This is a genomic window from Candidatus Hydrogenedentota bacterium (assembly GCA_035416745.1).
Taxonomy (GTDB): Bacteria; Hydrogenedentota; Hydrogenedentia; order Hydrogenedentales; family SLHB01; genus UBA2224.
The window spans coordinates 161,434-177,038 of sequence record DAOLNV010000001.1; the positions used below are offsets into that span (position 1 = coordinate 161,434).

The 15,605-nt window shown below is 62.4% G+C and carries 10 protein-coding genes; 3 read left to right on the forward strand and 7 right to left on the reverse strand.

What is annotated here, in order from left to right:
* The first annotated feature begins 422 nt into the window (after nt 1-422).
* From PLJ71_00680 to PLJ71_00690, 3 genes are all read left to right on the forward strand, one after another.
* On the forward strand, nt 423-3,740 hold the full coding sequence (locus tag PLJ71_00680; protein ID HQM47166.1) for a family 78 glycoside hydrolase catalytic domain: 3,318 nt from the start codon (nt 423-425) through the stop codon (nt 3,738-3,740).
* A gap of 185 nt (nt 3,741-3,925) precedes the next feature.
* Complete coding sequence (gene typA / locus PLJ71_00685) at nt 3,926-5,821, forward strand: translational GTPase TypA (protein ID HQM47167.1); 1,896 nt, start codon at nt 3,926-3,928, stop codon at nt 5,819-5,821.
* 126 nt (nt 5,822-5,947) lie between these two features.
* Nucleotides 5,948-6,334: a tryptophan-rich sensory protein gene (locus tag PLJ71_00690; protein ID HQM47168.1), complete on the forward strand. Its 387-nt coding sequence runs from the start codon at nt 5,948-5,950 to the stop codon at nt 6,332-6,334.
* 2 nt (nt 6,335-6,336) lie between these two features.
* Here PLJ71_00690 and PLJ71_00695 read toward each other — a convergent pair whose 3' ends face one another.
* The 7 genes from PLJ71_00695 to PLJ71_00725 all read right to left on the reverse strand — a co-directional run bounded on the left by PLJ71_00695 (nt 6,337) and on the right by PLJ71_00725 (nt 15,432).
* Entirely contained in the window at nt 6,337-7,593 is a 1,257-nt protein-coding gene (locus PLJ71_00695) for a 4Fe-4S dicluster domain-containing protein (GenBank protein HQM47169.1), read from the reverse strand.
* Nucleotides 7,590-8,930, reverse strand: a complete 1,341-nt coding sequence (locus PLJ71_00700; GenBank protein HQM47170.1) for an FAD-dependent oxidoreductase — start codon at nt 8,928-8,930, stop codon at nt 7,590-7,592. Before PLJ71_00700 ends, PLJ71_00695 begins: the two co-directional genes overlap by 4 nt.
* 160 nt (nt 8,931-9,090) lie before the next feature.
* The gene (locus PLJ71_00705) at nt 9,091-10,818 is read right to left on the reverse strand and encodes a histone deacetylase family protein (protein HQM47171.1); all 1,728 of its coding nucleotides are present in this window, start codon (nt 10,816-10,818) and stop codon (nt 9,091-9,093) included.
* Between the two features lie 102 nt (nt 10,819-10,920).
* Nucleotides 10,921-12,390, reverse strand: coding sequence for an arylsulfatase (locus PLJ71_00710; protein HQM47172.1), 1,470 nt, complete (start codon nt 12,388-12,390; stop codon nt 10,921-10,923).
* Nucleotides 12,391-12,431: 41 nt separating this feature from the next.
* Nucleotides 12,432-12,656, reverse strand: a complete 225-nt coding sequence (locus tag PLJ71_00715; GenBank protein HQM47173.1) for a hypothetical protein — start codon at nt 12,654-12,656, stop codon at nt 12,432-12,434.
* A 150-nt stretch (nt 12,657-12,806) separates the two neighbouring features.
* Nucleotides 12,807-13,946 (reverse strand): right-handed parallel beta-helix repeat-containing protein, encoded by a 1,140-nt coding sequence (locus PLJ71_00720; protein HQM47174.1) that lies wholly within the window; start codon nt 13,944-13,946, stop codon nt 12,807-12,809.
* Nucleotides 13,947-14,211: 265 nt separating this feature from the next.
* Nucleotides 14,212-15,432, reverse strand: coding sequence for a DEAD/DEAH box helicase (locus PLJ71_00725; GenBank protein ID HQM47175.1), 1,221 nt, complete (start codon nt 15,430-15,432; stop codon nt 14,212-14,214).
* Between the last annotated feature and the right edge of the window lie 173 nt (nt 15,433-15,605).

Consider the following 15,605-nt stretch of genomic DNA (forward strand, 5'->3'; position numbering starts at 1 on the left):
CAATAGTGCCACTAATCCGAGACAAGTGATTCGGCGCGTGATTGTGCTCTCAAACATGGCCATTTCCTTTCTGACGCGCGTTTACGGAACGCGAATTCCTCGGCAACGAACCCCCCGTTTGCGCCTTGTGTGCCGTCGCGACGAGGACGCCGAAGCGAGACACTAAAATCCCCATACAACTTGGTCTTGTCGGATACCCGCCCCCTATTATGCCGAAATGGACGCAAGAATGCATCAACCTAGATTTTCGTCCAGAGGAGAAGCCTGGAAGACCGGAGTCGGGTGCGCGAGCTACCCGGCAGCGGACCCTGTGTGGGAGAGTATTGCCTTTTCTGGCAGCCGCATGCAAGATACCGCATGTTCCGCATGCGGTATGTCCGGGCCACTGGCAAATGGCCTAACCGTCTGAAAGGGATATGGATATGTTTAGCCCGAATCTCCAGGTGCTGGTGTGTATCTCGGCTCTGACTGGCGGGGTACCGGCCGCGCCGGGCGCACTGCAGCCGGGATTCCTGCGCTGCGAATACCTTGTTGATCCCATAGGAGTGGGAGTTGCCCCGCCGCGGTTCTATTGGACGGTTGCCTCAAACGAGCGCGGACAGAGGCAATCCGCGTATCAAGTCCTTGTCAGCACGTCGGCTGCCCTCCTTGACCAAGACCAGGGCGAGCGGTGGGACACCGGGCGCGTCGAGTCCGATGAGACGCTGCATGTCACGTATCAAGGCAAGCCACTGGCCCCGGAAACTACGTATTACTGGAAGGTGAGGGTGTGGGACCGTTCGGGGAATCCTTCGGAATGGAGCAAGACTGCCACATTCACCATGGGCCTGCCAAACCAGGCGGATTGGCAGGCGAAATGGATCGAAGCCCCGCGCGAAGCGCCCGAGCCTCTGCCGAAACACAATGGGTTTCACACCCAATTTGTCGAAGACCGCGATACGCCCAAGTGGGTAACGATCGACCTGGGAGCGCAGCGCCCATTCGATAAGGTCCAACTTCACCCCGCGCGGCCATACGATTACACGCCGGACACGCCCGGCTACCTGTTTCCCGTGCGTTTTCGTGTTGATGTGTCCGACAAGGAGAATTTCGAAGTCTTTCAGACGGTCGTCGACAAGACCGGCTCGGACTTCCCAAACCCTGGCGAAAGCGCCCCTGTATTCGAATTCGGCCCCGCAACAGCGCGCTACGTGCGGTTGTACGTGACCCGGCTTGCGCAGCACGATCCCGGCAACCATGCCTTTGCCTTGACCCAGATGCAGGTGTTCGACGGCAACGAGAACATCGCGCGTAACATGCGGGTCATCGCCTCGGACAGCGTGGGGGGGACTTGGTCGCCGGAAGCACTGGTGAACGGACGCACGGAACCCGGTGCGGGCCGCCAAGGCGAACGCCACGCCGCACCCGTATTCCGCAAGGAATTCGAATTGGCCGCCAAACCGGTCCGCGCGCTTCTGCACATCTCCGCGCTGGGATTATGCGAAGCCGAGATGAACGGCCAACATGTCGGCGACCACATCCTCGCTCCGGAATGGACGGACTACCACACCCGTGTGCAGTATCAGACGTATGACGTCACGCCGCTGCTCAAGGAAGGGGAAAATGCCATCGGCGTGACGCTCGGGGACGGCTGGTACGCCGGGCGCATCGGTCTGGCGAATGTCGTACCCGACGGCCTGACGTGGGGCATATACGGCGTGAATCCGAAGCTCATCGCCCGACTGCATATCGAGTGCGCGGACGGTTCGCAGGCCGCCATAATCACGGACGATACCTGGCGCTGGACCCGGAACGGTCCCGTACGCGCAAACGACATCCTCGACGGGGTGGCCTACGACGCGCGTAACGAAATGCCCGGATTCAGCCGGCCGGGGTTCGATGACAGCGGCTGGGAAGCTGCCCGCGTCACCACCCACGACGCGGTGCTCGCAGCCCAGCCGAACGAGCCCATCCGCGTAACGAAGGAGCTTCCCGCCGTCGCGGCGACCGAGCCGAAACCGGGCGTCTACATCTTCGATCTCGGCCAGAACATGGTCGGGCGGCCGCGCATCACGGCGCAAGCGCCCGAAGCTACTGTCATGACCGTGCGGCACGGGGAAATGCTGAACCCCGACGGGACGCTTTACGTTGACAATCTGCGCGGAGCGCCTCAGGTCGACACCTATACTTTCCGCGGTGAAGGCCCCGAAGTTTTCGAGCCGCCGTTTACCTATCACGGGTTCCGCTATGTCGAGCTTTCGGGCCTGCCGGAACGCCCTGCCGAAAATGCGGTCCTCGGCCGGGTGTTTCATTCCGATGCGCCGGTAGCCGGGTCGTTTCAATGCAGCGAACCCATGCTGAACAAGCTGGCCGAGAATATCCTGTGGACCCAGCGCGCCAACCTCATGAGTTCGCCGACGGATTGTCCTCAGCGTGACGAGCGCCTCGGTTGGATGGGGGACATTCAGGTCTTCGCACAGACCGCCGTCTTCAACATGGATATGGCGGGTTTTTTCACCAAATGGCTGCAGGATGTGCGCGACGCGCAGGCCCTCGACGGCCGCTTCCCCGATTTCGCGCCCCATCCTTTCGGCCCCAACGAGCGGTTTTCGGGCGTGCCGGCCTGGGGCGATGCGGGAGTGTTCGTGCCCTGGCACGCCTACGAGAATTACGGCGATGTGCGGATGCTCGGCGAGCAGTACGAGGCCGCAAAACGCTGGCTCGCCTACATCCGCGGCATGAATCCCGATCTCATCTGGCGCAACGGACGCCACAACGATTATGGTGACTGGCTCAACGGCGATACCCTCATCCTTGAGGACTGGCCCAAGACGGGCGGGGAAGTCCCCAAGGAGGTCATGGCGACGGCGTTCTTTGCTCGGTCCACGCAATTCGTGAGCCGCATGGCGGAGGTTCTGGGCAACGATACGGAGGCGCAGGAATATCGGAAGCTGGCGGATGACATTCGTGCGGCTTTCCAGCGCGAGTTCATCGATGCAGAAGGGCGCATCACAGGCGATACGCAGGCCGGATACGCCCTCGCGCTGCATTTCGGGCTGGTGCCCGAAGAACTCCATGACGCCGCGGTCGCCCATATGGTCGAAGCCGTGCGCCGCTACGACGGCCGCATCTCGACCGGCATCCAGAGCACCATCCGCCTCATGATGCAGTTGACCTGCAACGGCCATGTGGACCTCGCCTACAAACTCGCCTTGAACCGCGAAATACCGTCCTGGGGCTACGCCATCGGCCAGGGCGCCACCACCATCTGGGAACGGTGGGACGGCTACGTTGAAGGCCGCGGCTTCCAAAACCCGGGCATGAACTCCTTCAACCATTGGGCGCTGGGCGCGGTGGGCGAATGGCTGTTCCGCGTCGTGGGCGGCATCAATCCCGCGTATCCGGGCGAACCTGAGTGCCTGCCCGCGTATAAGCGCTTCGTCATTTACCCGCGCCCCGGAGGCGGACTCACCTGGGCCACGACCGAATTCCGGTCCATCCGCGGCCCCATCCGGACGGCCTGGCGCATCGAGAACGATACATTGACGCTCGAAGTCTCTATCCCCGCCAATACCACCGCCATCGTCTACGTCCCCACCAAAGACCCGGCGGGCGTCACCGAATCCGGACAGCCCGTGGCCAACATCAAAACCATCACCCCCCTGCGGGATGAAGACGGCTGCGTGGTATATGAGGTGCGGTCAGGGGAGTATGTGTTTGAGGCCGATTTCGGCAATTTTGGGGACACAATACTCAATTAGGCCTTCGCGCGGGCGGCATTCTGTACGTATTCTTACCCCGATTAGCCGGAATTGAGTATTGTGTCCCCCAAATTGCCAAATTGCTAAGTTGCTTTGTGGCAGTGAAATAGGGTAAACTCAGCTACTTTCTTCCTGCGATCTCCGCAGATCGGCGGAGATCGGTCACCCATGAGGACCCCTGACGCATGACCGCTGTCGAGAAGATCAGAAATGTCGCTATTATTGCTCATATCGATCACGGGAAGACCACCCTGATCGACAGCATTTTTCGGGCGGCTCATGTGTTTCGCGATAACGCGCTGGTTGCCGAGCGGGTGATGGACAACAACGAACTCGAGCGCGAGCGCGGTATCACCATCCGGGCCAAGCACTGCACGGTCGAGTGGCACGGTTACCGCATCAATATCATTGACACGCCCGGGCACGCGGACTTCTCGGGAGAGGTCGAGCGCATCCTCTCGATGGTGGATTCGGTGCTTCTGCTGGTCGACGCCAACGAAGGTCCCATGCCGCAGACGCGCTATGTGCTGATGCGGGCGTTGCGGCTGGGTCTGCGGCCCATTGTCATCGTCAACAAGGCGGACCGGCCGGGCGCCGCTCCCGGCCGCACGCTCGACCTGACGTTTGACCTGTTTGTCGAACTGGGCGCCAACGACGCGCAGTGCGACTTTCCGGTTCTTTACGGTTCGGGACTCCAGGGCTGGCTCGTGCGGGACCTCGCAAAGGACCCGCACGAGGGTATGAACGCCCTTTTCGAGACCATCATCGAGAACGTGCCTGCCCCCAGCGCGAACCTCGATGCGCCTTTCCTCATGCAGGTGAGCACGCTCGGGTGGCGCAACCATATCGGGCGCACGGGCACGGGCCGGGTGTTGCAGGGACGGCTCACGCGCGGCGGCGCCATCGCCCATATCACGACGAGGCGCACGGGCACGCAATGGCTCCGTCACCGGGGCGAAGATGTTTCTGATGACTGGGAAGTCACGGGCGTCGCGGACGACCGCGCGGTGCACCTCTGGGTAACCCGCGGCATTGAGACCGTGGCGTGCGGCGAGGTCTCCGCTGGAGATATCGTGACCATCGCGGGCCCGAAGGCCATAAGCATCGGCGACACGCTGGCCGCGCCGGGTCTCGAGGATTGTGCCCTGCCGCCCCTGGACATCGAGGAACCCACCGTAGCCATGACGGTGCTGGTCAATACGGGTCCTTTCGCGGGGCAGGACGGGAACGCCGTCACCATCCGCCAGATCCGGACGCGTCTCGAACGGGAACTGCGCACCAATGTGGCGTTGCGGGTCGAGGAAACCAATCGCGGCGACGGCATGAAGGTCTCGGGCCGGGGCGAACTGCACCTGGCTATCCTCATCGAGGAAATGCGCCGCGAAGGCATGGAACTCTGCGTGTCGTCGCCGGAAATCATCACGCACCACGACGCCGCCGGCACGCTGTTCGAGCCCTTCGAAGAACTGGTTATCGACGTGCCCCTCGAGTTCCAGGGCACCGTTATCGAAAAGGTGGCCCAGCGCAAAGGCCAACTGGTCAGCGTCGAGACCAACGGCGCCGGCATGGTCCGCCTCGAGTTCGCCATTGCCACGCGAGGACTCATTGGTTACCGTGGCGAGTTCCTCACCGATACCCGCGGACTCGGCATCATGGCGTCGCGATTCACGGGGTACGAACGCTGGTCGGGTCCCATCATCACCCGCAGCCGGGGGTCCATGATCAGCATGGACACGGGTGAAGCCACGTCGTACAGCCTCGAAAACCTCCAGGAGCGCGGCACGCTCTTCGTCTCGCCCATGGACCCCGTGTACGAGGGGCAGATCATCGGCGAGAACGCGCGTCCTGGTGACCTTCCCTGCAATCCCACCAAGCGCAAGGCCTTGACCAATCACCGTGCCGCGGGCAAAGACCACGCCATCGGGCTGGACGTCCCGCGCATCCTCACCCTTGATGCCGCGCTCGAATGGATCGCTCCGGATGAACTCGTGGAGGTTACGCCCAGGAACATCCGCGTACGCAAAGCCGTCCTGAGCGTGGAAGACCGCAAACGCCTCCACAAACGCGCGGCCGACGAATAGGGGAGAGGCGGCAGCGCCGGGGCTCGAAAGGCCATTCGGGGCGCTAAGAGAGCCTTGCCAATCTGTATTCGCGGGGGTATCGTGATTGCGGCGAAGCCCTGGATGCGCGGAAAGGAGCGCCGAACGATGTCGGGATGGTATGACGCCCTGGTGAAGCCCGCCTACAACCCGCCCGCGTGGATCTTTGGCCCCGTCTGGACCGCTCTCTACATCATGATGGCGGCGGCGTTCGTTGTCTTCGCCCTGAAATGCAAAGGGCGAACGCGCTGGCTCGGCCTGACGGTCTACACGGTCAACATCATGGCAAATCTCCTGTGGACGCCCCTCTTTTTCCGGTGGCATCTCATTGGAGTGGCGTTTGTGGACTGCTTTTTCATCGCAGCGTCCGCGTGGTTCGTGATTGTGTGGTTCTGGCGTGCGACCCGGGTGGGTGCTTTGTTGTTGATTCCCTACGCCCTGTGGACCTCCTTCGCGAGCGTTCTGAACTTCCACCTCTGGTTCTTGAACCGATAGGCTTAGACAGCGCGGTCAAACCCGGCCGCCCGGTCCGGCAGGCGCTGGGCTTCGCCCCCGCTCTCTCGCGCATTTCCGTAAAGGGCCGCCGGAATCACCCCGATCACCCGTGGAGGGCATGCGGCCACACAGGCGCCGCAGCCGTTGCATTGCTCCGCGTCGACGCGGACCATTGTGGTGTAGGTCTCACGCGAGAACTCTTCGACAATGGCCTTGCGCGGGCAAATCAGGGCACAGGCGGAACATTCCTTCTCCTCTGTAAGAAGGCAGCCGGTCTGTTGGATTTGCGCGAGCCCGATCCGCCAGTTGTTCTTTTCATCGAGAGGAAGCGCGGTAATGGCGCCGGTGGGGCAGCCCAGCCCGCAAGCGTTGCAGGTTTCGAGACAGTAGTTGGCGTCGAAATGAAGTTCGGGAACCAGAAGCAACGCCCAGCTCGGCGGCCGGAGGCCGGGCTGGATGATATTGGACGGGCATGAGCGGACACAGTTTCCGCAGCGGATGCATACTGCCGCAAAGCGGGTTTCGGCGACCGCGCCGGGCGGACGGAGGCGATGCTCATCCGCGGCGCGCGGCGCGCGAACCGCCAGCGCCGACACCGCCATGCCGCCGCCCAGCCCAAGAAACGCCCGGCGCGCGAGTTTGAGGTCCGGCTTCGCTGTTTCGGAAGCGTTGGACGATGCGCGGCGCGCAAGCGCTGCGTTAAGTTCCGCCAGAAGATCCTGGGTCGCGCCGAGCGGGCACAAGCGTTTGCACCATAACAGGGGAAACACGAGGCTCAGGATGAGCACGGCGGCCAATCCTGTCGCGCAGGCAACTTGTGCGGGGAAGGCGATATGCGCGGCGCCGGCTGCTCCCGTGAACAGCGCCAGCGGGTCCAGCAGAAGAAACAGGGGAAGCGACGCGATGGCCCCGCCTAGAGTGAGTAGCGCGGCCCATTGACCGACTTGCGGGACGCGCGAATACGTGGAGTCCGCCGAGGGCCTGGCCTTGGCACATAGCTCCACGAGCCATCCCACCGGGCAGAAATAGCGGCAGAATCCGCGTCTGCGCCATATCACGAACCCCAGCATGGGGAGCGCCAACAGGGCAGACAATGACAGTCCCACCGCCTGGGTGGCCATGACCGTGCACAGAAACAGGAACGGGCTGAGCGCCGGCAGCGCATAGCGCAGGACAACGGGAGGCAGACAGACGGCGCATACCTCCAGAAACACCAGGATTGCGAGACGGTAGCCGGTACGCGGCGGGAAGAATGTCATCCCAGATACGCCCCCTGCTTCTTCAACAATCCCTGAAGCGCCGCAACGGAGATGTTTCGCGGAGTGGCGTTTTCCTGGACAGCGAGGGCGGCTGCCGCGCCCGCCGCGTGCCCCGTCAGCATGCAGGGGGCAATCAGACGCGTATAGTTCAGCATGGTGTTGTCGGCAGCTACGCACCGCCCCGTGGCGAGCAGGTTATCAATGCGCTTCGGCACGAGGGTTCCGTAGGGTATAGGGCATGCCAGGTCTTTCAGGAATGAGTAGGTTCCCCCGATGCCCACCACGTCAGGACACGGCTTCTGTTCGAGCGTGTCTTCCAGCCGAAGCTCCTGCGTGCCCACCAGCGTGCGCGAGGCACGCACGCCCAGTTGGGAGGCGACGTCGAGCAGAAAGACGTTTTCGTAGCCGGGCGTGTCCTGGATCTGCTTGAGCTTGCTCCAGATGGCCTCGCGGGCGTCAAGTTCGCAGGTGGTCAGGGTCTGCACGTCGAGGCAGTCGCCTTGAGGCCCCTGCATGTTGACCCAGCGCACGCCGGGGACCGGGGTAGCGTCGCCGAGGTTGAGTCCCTCCGGCGCCTTGCCGTCCGGCACGTTGCCCAGACGGTGCACGAGGCCGATCCGGTGCACATGAGGGATGCTCTCCGCGCCCGCGGCATCGAACACGTCTCCGTCGCCGGTGGCGTCGATGACCACTTTGGCCCGGACCGCCATGCAACCGGCTTTGCTTTCGAAAAGCACGCCCGTGATGGCGTCGCCGTCCATGATGGCGTTGGTGACCCAACTGTGGAGGACAATATCGACCCCCTCTTCGCGGAGCATCTTGGCCAGAATGTACTTGGCGGCTTCGGGGTCTGTCGTGGCGTCGTGCGGACCGTCAGGAGTGTAGTTGATCGCGCCGTATTTGAGACTGTTTATGCGGCCGAGGATTTCATCGCCGATGCCCTGGACCATCTTCTTGCGCTTGCCGCCGCCGGGGATGTGTGTGCACAGCACGATGAGTACGAGGCCGGCGGTCCACAAACCGCCAAAACAGCCGTAGCGTTCGACAAGGGTGACGTTGACCCCGGCTCGCCGTGCGGCGAGCGCCGAAACAACGCCGGCGGTGCCGCCCCCCACAACCAGCACATCCGTGTCGCGGAACACGGGAATCTCGCGGCGAGGCTGGACCACTTTGCCGTCTTCAAGGAATGCCGCGCCTCCCCGGGCGCTCGCGGTGATTTTGCCGACAACCATGCTGCCTTCGTGAATGGGTTGGGAAGATGCGCGGCCGAATCCGGCGGCGGCAAGCGATGTAAGCCCCAATGCCCTGATGAAATCGCGGCGGTTAAGGTGTTTCATGAAGCAACTCCTATCCTGATGCCCGTGAGACAACCACGATGCCAGAACGGCTGCAAGAATGCCAGAGATGTCGCGTGACGGGCATAGGCCGGCGCCGCATTCCCGCGAACGGTCTGAAACACTCGGTCAGAGTCCATGCAGCGCGTCTTCAGACCATGTGTCAGGCGCACGCGGCGCAGCCTGAGAAGAACGCGACACCCGCCCGCCGGATGTTGCGCACGCTGTAACCGCCTTCCTGGACGACCAGCAGCGGCAGGCCGGCCCGGGCGAGGCGTTTCCCCATCGTACGAAACGCTTCGGCGCGCAATAGCAGGTTTCCCGTCGGATCACCTTTCATGGTGTCGAATCCGAGGCTGATGACGAGGATCTCCGGCTTTTTCCGGCCGATTTCGTCGAGGGACCTGTCGAAAATCCGCAGGTATGCCTCGTTTTCGATACGCGGCGGGAGCGGGAAATTCCTGTTGAAACCGAGGCCTTTGCCGGCGCCCGTTTCGTCGGCGAAACCCGTGAAATAGGGGTAGGCGTAGTCGGGGTGGCCATGAATCGAGACGGTAAACACGTCGTCGCGGTCGTAGAAGATGTCCTGGGTGCCGTTTCCGTGATGGAAATCGATGTCGAGGATGGCCGTCCTGGCCTGTGCGCTGAGATGCTGAGCGGCGATGGCTGCGTTGTTAAAATAGCAGAACCCGCCAAAGAACCGCCTTCCAGCGTGGTGTCCGGGTGGCCGGCAAACGGCATAGGCGAGGCGTCTGCCCGCGAGGATTTCGCCGGCGGCGGTGAGTGCGGCGTCGGCGGCGTCGCGGGCGGCAATATACGCGTTGCGGTATAGAGGCGTATCCGCATCCAGACAGTAGTAACCGGCCTGCACGAGCAATCGTTTGGGTCGCCGTTCCGGGGTGCGCAGAGGGAACGTATCGGGATAGACGGGGCGCCCTTCCTTGATCTTGCCGCACACCTCGCGCAGGTATTCGAGGAATTCGGCATCGTGTACGGCAGCCAGCGGCGCGCGGCCGTGCGGTTTCAGCGGTACGGCCGCGAATAGCCCCGTCTGATCCAGCGAGTCGCATAGGGCCTGGACGCGGATCGGATGCTCGAAATAGCCGCGTTCTTTCACGTGATGAATCTCGTGGCGGGGCGGACGCACCATGGCGAAGGCGTCTGAGAGCTTTCCGGCCTGGACCTCGGCAGGGCGGCCGAGGCTCCTCTGGAGCCGGACCGGCCGGAACCTGACGGGGTCGTCTTGGAAGGAACTCACTACGCGGCGCACATACTCGCGGTCCGCGACATGGCCAAAGCGGCGGGTCAGAATCAGTTCGACGGCTTGGCGGGCTTCGCTGCGCGACAAGGGTTCGTGTCGTCCCAGACCGTCGAACAGAAGGAGCGCGGAACTGGGCGGGCTGCCTACAGGCAGGTGGTACTGGGTGCCGTCGACTACGCGTACGCCGTACCGTTCGTAAAACCGTATGCGTTGGCGGTTTTCGGTTAACGCTGCGGGGTCTCGCGTGAGTTCGGGTTCATCGGGCTCGACCTCCAGGTAGAGTCCGCGTGCTCCGAGGTTGGAGCAGTATTCGCGAACGGTCTCGTACAGCGCTCCTCCGATGCCGCGGCTGCGCACTCCCGGCCGGGTGGCCACGAAATCCAGGAACGCGCTCTTGACTTCGGAAAAGTAGAGGACGAGCGCGAAGGCGTCTACCCGTCCCAGAGCCCCTTCGGCTACCAGGAGGCCCGAGCGGAACCCGTGCTCCGTGGGATGGTGCAGGAGAGACGGCAGCTTGTCGGCATACTCCGCCAGGCCGGGAAAGGTCTCGCGGAAAATGTGTTGCACCTGCTCGACCCGGTCGTGGGAGAGGAAAAAGGCGTTGCCGTGAATGGCCCGGATTCGAAACATGGGCGAAGGCCTCCGAAATTCGCTCCCGTACACATCCCATGGAGGGAACGATATGCGACATTATAGCGTGCCGCGTTCATGAGCCGGCACGGGCGCATGCTATTACGCCTCCGGAGGCTTGTACCGGCCGAATCGGAAGGCTTCGAATTCGGGAACGGCGCGTGCGTCCCACATGATCTGCTCGATGCGCGCCGCGATGTCCGGGTGCTCCCCCGCCACATTCCTGGATTCAGAGAGGTCATTTTCAAGATCGTAGAGTTCCAGGGCGGCGCCGGGGTTCTTTTGGAGGTCCGTTTTGATGCCCTTCCAGTTGCCCATGCGCACAGCCACCTGGCCGCCGTACCCGGCAAAGTCCCAGAACAGAAACTCGTGTTTGCGTTGCGCATCCGCATTTCCCGTGATTACCGGCAGAAAACTGATGCCGTCGGTATTCGGGGGAGGTTCGGCGCCGGCGAGTTCAGCGAGCGTGGCGGCGACGTCATAATGAGCGGCAACATGGTCCGTCACGGCCCCAGGCGCGATTCTGCCGGGCCACCACGCGATCATGGGCATGCGTATGCCGCCTTCATAGAGCGCCCCCTTGAGGCCGCGGAGGGGGCCGACGCTGTTGAAAAATTCGTAATCGACCTGCTCGATAAGGTGGGTCGTGCCGTTATCGGACGTGAAGAATACGAGCGTGTTGCCGTTGATTCCCAGTTCTTCGAGGAGGGCGAAGAGTCTGCCAACCTGTTTGTCCAGGAACGAGATCATGGCGGCGTAACAGGCCCTGGGCGTGGGATGCGGCTGGTAACTCTCGCCTTTGTACGGAGTTTCCTCCCATTTGCCTTTGTATTGCGTGAGTTCCTCTTCGGGAACCTGCAGTGCGAGGTGCGGGATCACCGTGGGGTAATAGAGGAAGAACGGTTCGTCCTTGTGGTCGCGCACGAACTGCAGCATCTCGTCCGCGATGCGTTGCGGCGCGTAGTGTTTGCCCGTCGGGCCGTTGGTATTGCCCTCGAGCGGCTCGCGTTCGGCCTGATTCACGAGGAAACTAGGGTACAGGTTGTGCGCGTGACTCTGGCAGTTGTAACCGTAAAACCGGTCGAACCCCTGGGTAAGCGGATCGCCGCTCGAACCGGGTGCGCCCAATCCCCATTTGCCAAAGCAGCCGGTCGCGTAGCCCCGGCCCTTGAGCAGTTCCGCGAAGGTCACCTCGTTCGCGGGAAGGGGCAATTGCCCGGCGAACGAGTCGCCGCGTCCCATCGCATGGTTGTTGCGCACATAAGCATGGCCACCGTGTTTTCCGGTGAGCAATACGCAGCGCGACGGCGCGCAGACGGCCGAGCCGGCGTAGTACTGCGTGAATCGCATGCCCTGCGCGGCCATGCGGTCGATGTTGGGCGTCTTGATCTTCTCCTGCCCGTAGCAACCGAGTTCTTTCCAACCGAGATCGTCGGCCATGATGAATACGATGTTGGGCAGAACTCCCGGGGACTCCGCGGACCGGGCTGACCGCCCCAGCAGCGAGCCGACCGCACACCCCGCAGCCGTCATTTTGAGAAACTGACGCCGGTTGAGTCCGTTGTCGTACATAATAGCCTCCTGACAATGGCCTTCCAACTTCTACATGGTGTTCAACGCAGTTCGCAGCGCGGCGCGGTTTCCGGCGCTGCCACTCTCTGGACCGCGGATCTCGTGCTCTCTTCGCCGCTATGCTCGGCAATCTTCGCGATGAGCCCTTCGATGAATCTCTGATCAAAAGACACACCCTTGAACGGCGTCTTATCGGGCACGCCTTTCCTGGCCTTATCCTTGGGCGCCTTTTTGCCGGGCTGCTTCTTGTTTGACCGTTCAGACACGGATCTCGTCCCTCATATCTGACGTTTTAGACCGCGAAACGTGTTCCGCCAGGGGACACGTCGCGACCGCCCCCTCTATGATGCCGCAGCCGCGGCTATCTTGCCCGAGCGCACCGCCTGGATCAAGCCAGAAATGAAGATGCGCCCGCCTCACTGGGGAACGGTCTCCTCGCGAATCATCATGCCGTTCTTTACGACCACGGAAGTGTTGTCGAGGATGTTGTCCTTGATGATGATGGGTTTGCGGGCTTCGGTCTGGTCATCGACTTCGATGGCCACATTCTGAAGGACGTTTCCGGTCACCACGATATTGCCGGCAGTGAGTTTAAGGAGGAGAGGCGCGTCCGGATTGCTCGTGTAGATGCAGTTGCCCGTGACGGTCGTGTCGAAGCCGCGCAGGTCCATGGCATGTGTGCACTTTCCGCCCTCATCGACCATGACGATGTTGTCGTTGATGACGTGCCGGTGCGAGTCGGCCCATGTCCGGAAGGCGATATCGATATCGCCGGTTTCGCGCACGTGCACGATGTTTCCGGCCATGATGATATTGTTTCCGCGGTCAGAACCAACGGCGACGTGGGTGCGCCCGGTGATTTCGAAGTAATTGCCGCGAATCTCGCCCGGGCCGGTCAGGATTTCGACGATGTCGGAGGTGGCGTTGCCGAGCCGGTTGTTGATGACCTTCATGCCGGGACCCTCGAGCATGATGCCCAGCCGTTGCGCATCGAACACCACGCAATTCTCGACCGTAATGTGGTGGGTGTCTTCGACCGCGCTGGAGTCGCCGGGCCGGTTGCGATAGGCCTTGATGCCGCAGAACTCGAACCGGTCATGCGATATGTTCGGGTCGCCCTCGGCTTTGGGGTTGCCGTCGCGGTTGGCATCGACGCACACGTCGCGGATGGTCACATGGCCGACGCCTGACCCGATAATCCGGATGACATTCGTTTCCTGCTCAGGCGCCTGGATCAGCTTTGTAGCAACCCCTTCTCCCTGGAGCGTCACGTTGCTTCGGCGAATCAGGACGCCGCCCAACTCACCCTCGACACGCCGTATATCGTAGGTCCCCGCTGCCAGAAAGACAGTGCCGCCCGCTTCCGGCAGCGACTCGATGGCCGCGTTGATCTCCTCCTGGTCCCCCGTGCCGTCGCAAAGAAACTGGGCCGTTGCACGGACCGCAGGGCAAGCGTCACCTGCCGCGACGATCACCTCAAGGGGCCGCGGCTTCTGCTCTTCTGCTTGACCCACGGCCAGGGCCGCGAGTGCCATCACGAACACCGGTGCTCTCATGGCGGTGCCCTTTCTCCGTTGGTTGTCCATGCGCGGAGCTAATGTAGGAGGCCGAAGCCACAGGGTCAAGTTCTTCTTGTATTCGTGCCGTACGAACTGGTGGCGCGAAGGTCCGGATGGCGGAATCCTGGAACCGGGACAGAACCGGCTCGTCCCCCTTCGCCGGACTCGCTTGGGTCAGTCCCTCAGGACAGTGTCTCCGAGGGAGAAGTGGGATTCTCACGCGGCGGCGGGGCACCTGGTCTGCATGTGTCGACGCCGCGGATTACCGGGCAGCCATGAGCTTGCGGCTTCGGCGTCCGCTGCGGATGCCGCGCCGTCTGTTCTTGAATGCTCCCTGTTTGTCCGAGCCGAACAGCGAGACGACGGGAACGGCGCCTTCCCAATCCTCGCGGGGAAGGTTCTTGCCGAGTGCGGTCTCGATCTCGTTCAGGGCCATGAATTCGTCGGGGCAGACGAAGGTAATGGCGTCTCCGGAAGCATTGGCGCGGGCGGTCCGGCCGATGCGGTGGATGTAGTCGTCCGAGCTGTTGGGGATGTCGAAATTGACAACATGGCTGATGCCCTCGACGTCCAACCCCCGCGCGGCCACGTCCGTCGCGACGAGGATCTTGTAGCGTCCGTTGCGAAACCCTTCGATGGCCTGGTCACGCTGGCTTTGTGTGCGGCCGCCGTGGATGGCTTTCACTTTGAAGCCGGCCTTTTGAAGGGCTCGTGCGGTACGGTCGGTGCGGTGTTTGGTCCGCAGGAATACCAGGGCGGACTCTACGTTGGGTTCGCTCAAGATCTTCGACAAGAGGCCGAGCTTGCGTCCGTGCTCGACGGTATAGATGCCCTGGCGGACGGCGTCCGCGGGTCTTGCTGGGGCCCCCACTTGGATGCGGGCGGGGTTGCGGAGCATTTCAGCCGCGAGGCGCTCGATGGGTTTGGGGAAAGTGGCCGAGAACATGAGCGTCTGGCGGTTCTTGGGCAATACGCCAAGGATGCGTTTGATGTCGGGCAGGAACCCCATGTCGAGCATGCGGTCCGCTTCGTCCAGGACGAGGACGGAGAGGTTGTCGAACCGGGTGTTTCGGCGGCCGAGGTGGTCGATGAGACGGCCCGGCGTAGCCACGATGATGGGGCAGCCCTGGCGCAGCGCTTTGGTCTGGGCATCGAAACCGACGCCTCCAAACACGCAGGCGGCGCGCATACCCATGGCTCGTGCCAGCGGCTCGAGCACGGAATGGATCTGCTGGGCCAGTTCGCGGGTGGGGGTGAGCACAAGCATGCCGGTGCCCGGCGTCTTGCCGATGGCCAGACGCGCCAGGGCGGGCAATACGAACGCCAGCGTCTTGCCGGTGCCTGTCTGGGCGATGCCGACCAGGTCGCGCCCGTCCCGGGCGATGGGAATGGCCTGGGCTTGAACCGGTGTCGGTTCAGTGATGTGTTGCTCCTTCAGTATGCGAAGGCAGCGGGGGTCGATGTTCAATTCTTCGAAATTCACAGTGATGTTCCTTCTTCCTTGCCGGTCTGCACCGTTTCAAGGAGTATTCTGCTTTATCAGCACCGGCAAAGTGGGAAGCATCACGCACGTGGGATCCGACTCTGAGGTGAGCATAGTGTAGGAGGGATCGTAAAGGTCAACTGCACCTACTACCATATAAGCAGGCTCTGATT

Excerpts from the sequence above, each read along its gene's own strand:
- PLJ71_00710 (HQM47172.1), bottom strand. The coding sequence starts at position 12,390 with ATGTACGACAACGGACTCAACCGGCGTCAGTTTCTCAAAATGACGGCT.
- PLJ71_00705 (HQM47171.1), bottom strand. The coding sequence starts at position 10,818 with ATGTTTCGAATCCGGGCCATTCACGGCAACGCCTTTTTCCTCTCCCAC.
- PLJ71_00700 (HQM47170.1), bottom strand. The coding sequence starts at position 8,930 with ATGAAACACCTTAACCGCCGCGATTTCATCAGGGCATTGGGGCTTACA.
- PLJ71_00720 (HQM47174.1), bottom strand. The coding sequence starts at position 13,946 with ATGAGAGCACCGGTGTTCGTGATGGCACTCGCGGCCCTGGCCGTGGGT.
- PLJ71_00680 (HQM47166.1), top strand. The coding sequence starts at position 423 with ATGTTTAGCCCGAATCTCCAGGTGCTGGTGTGTATCTCGGCTCTGACT.
- PLJ71_00690 (HQM47168.1), top strand. The coding sequence starts at position 5,948 with ATGTCGGGATGGTATGACGCCCTGGTGAAGCCCGCCTACAACCCGCCC.
- typA (HQM47167.1), top strand. The coding sequence starts at position 3,926 with ATGACCGCTGTCGAGAAGATCAGAAATGTCGCTATTATTGCTCATATC.
- PLJ71_00695 (HQM47169.1), bottom strand. The coding sequence starts at position 7,593 with ATGACATTCTTCCCGCCGCGTACCGGCTACCGTCTCGCAATCCTGGTG.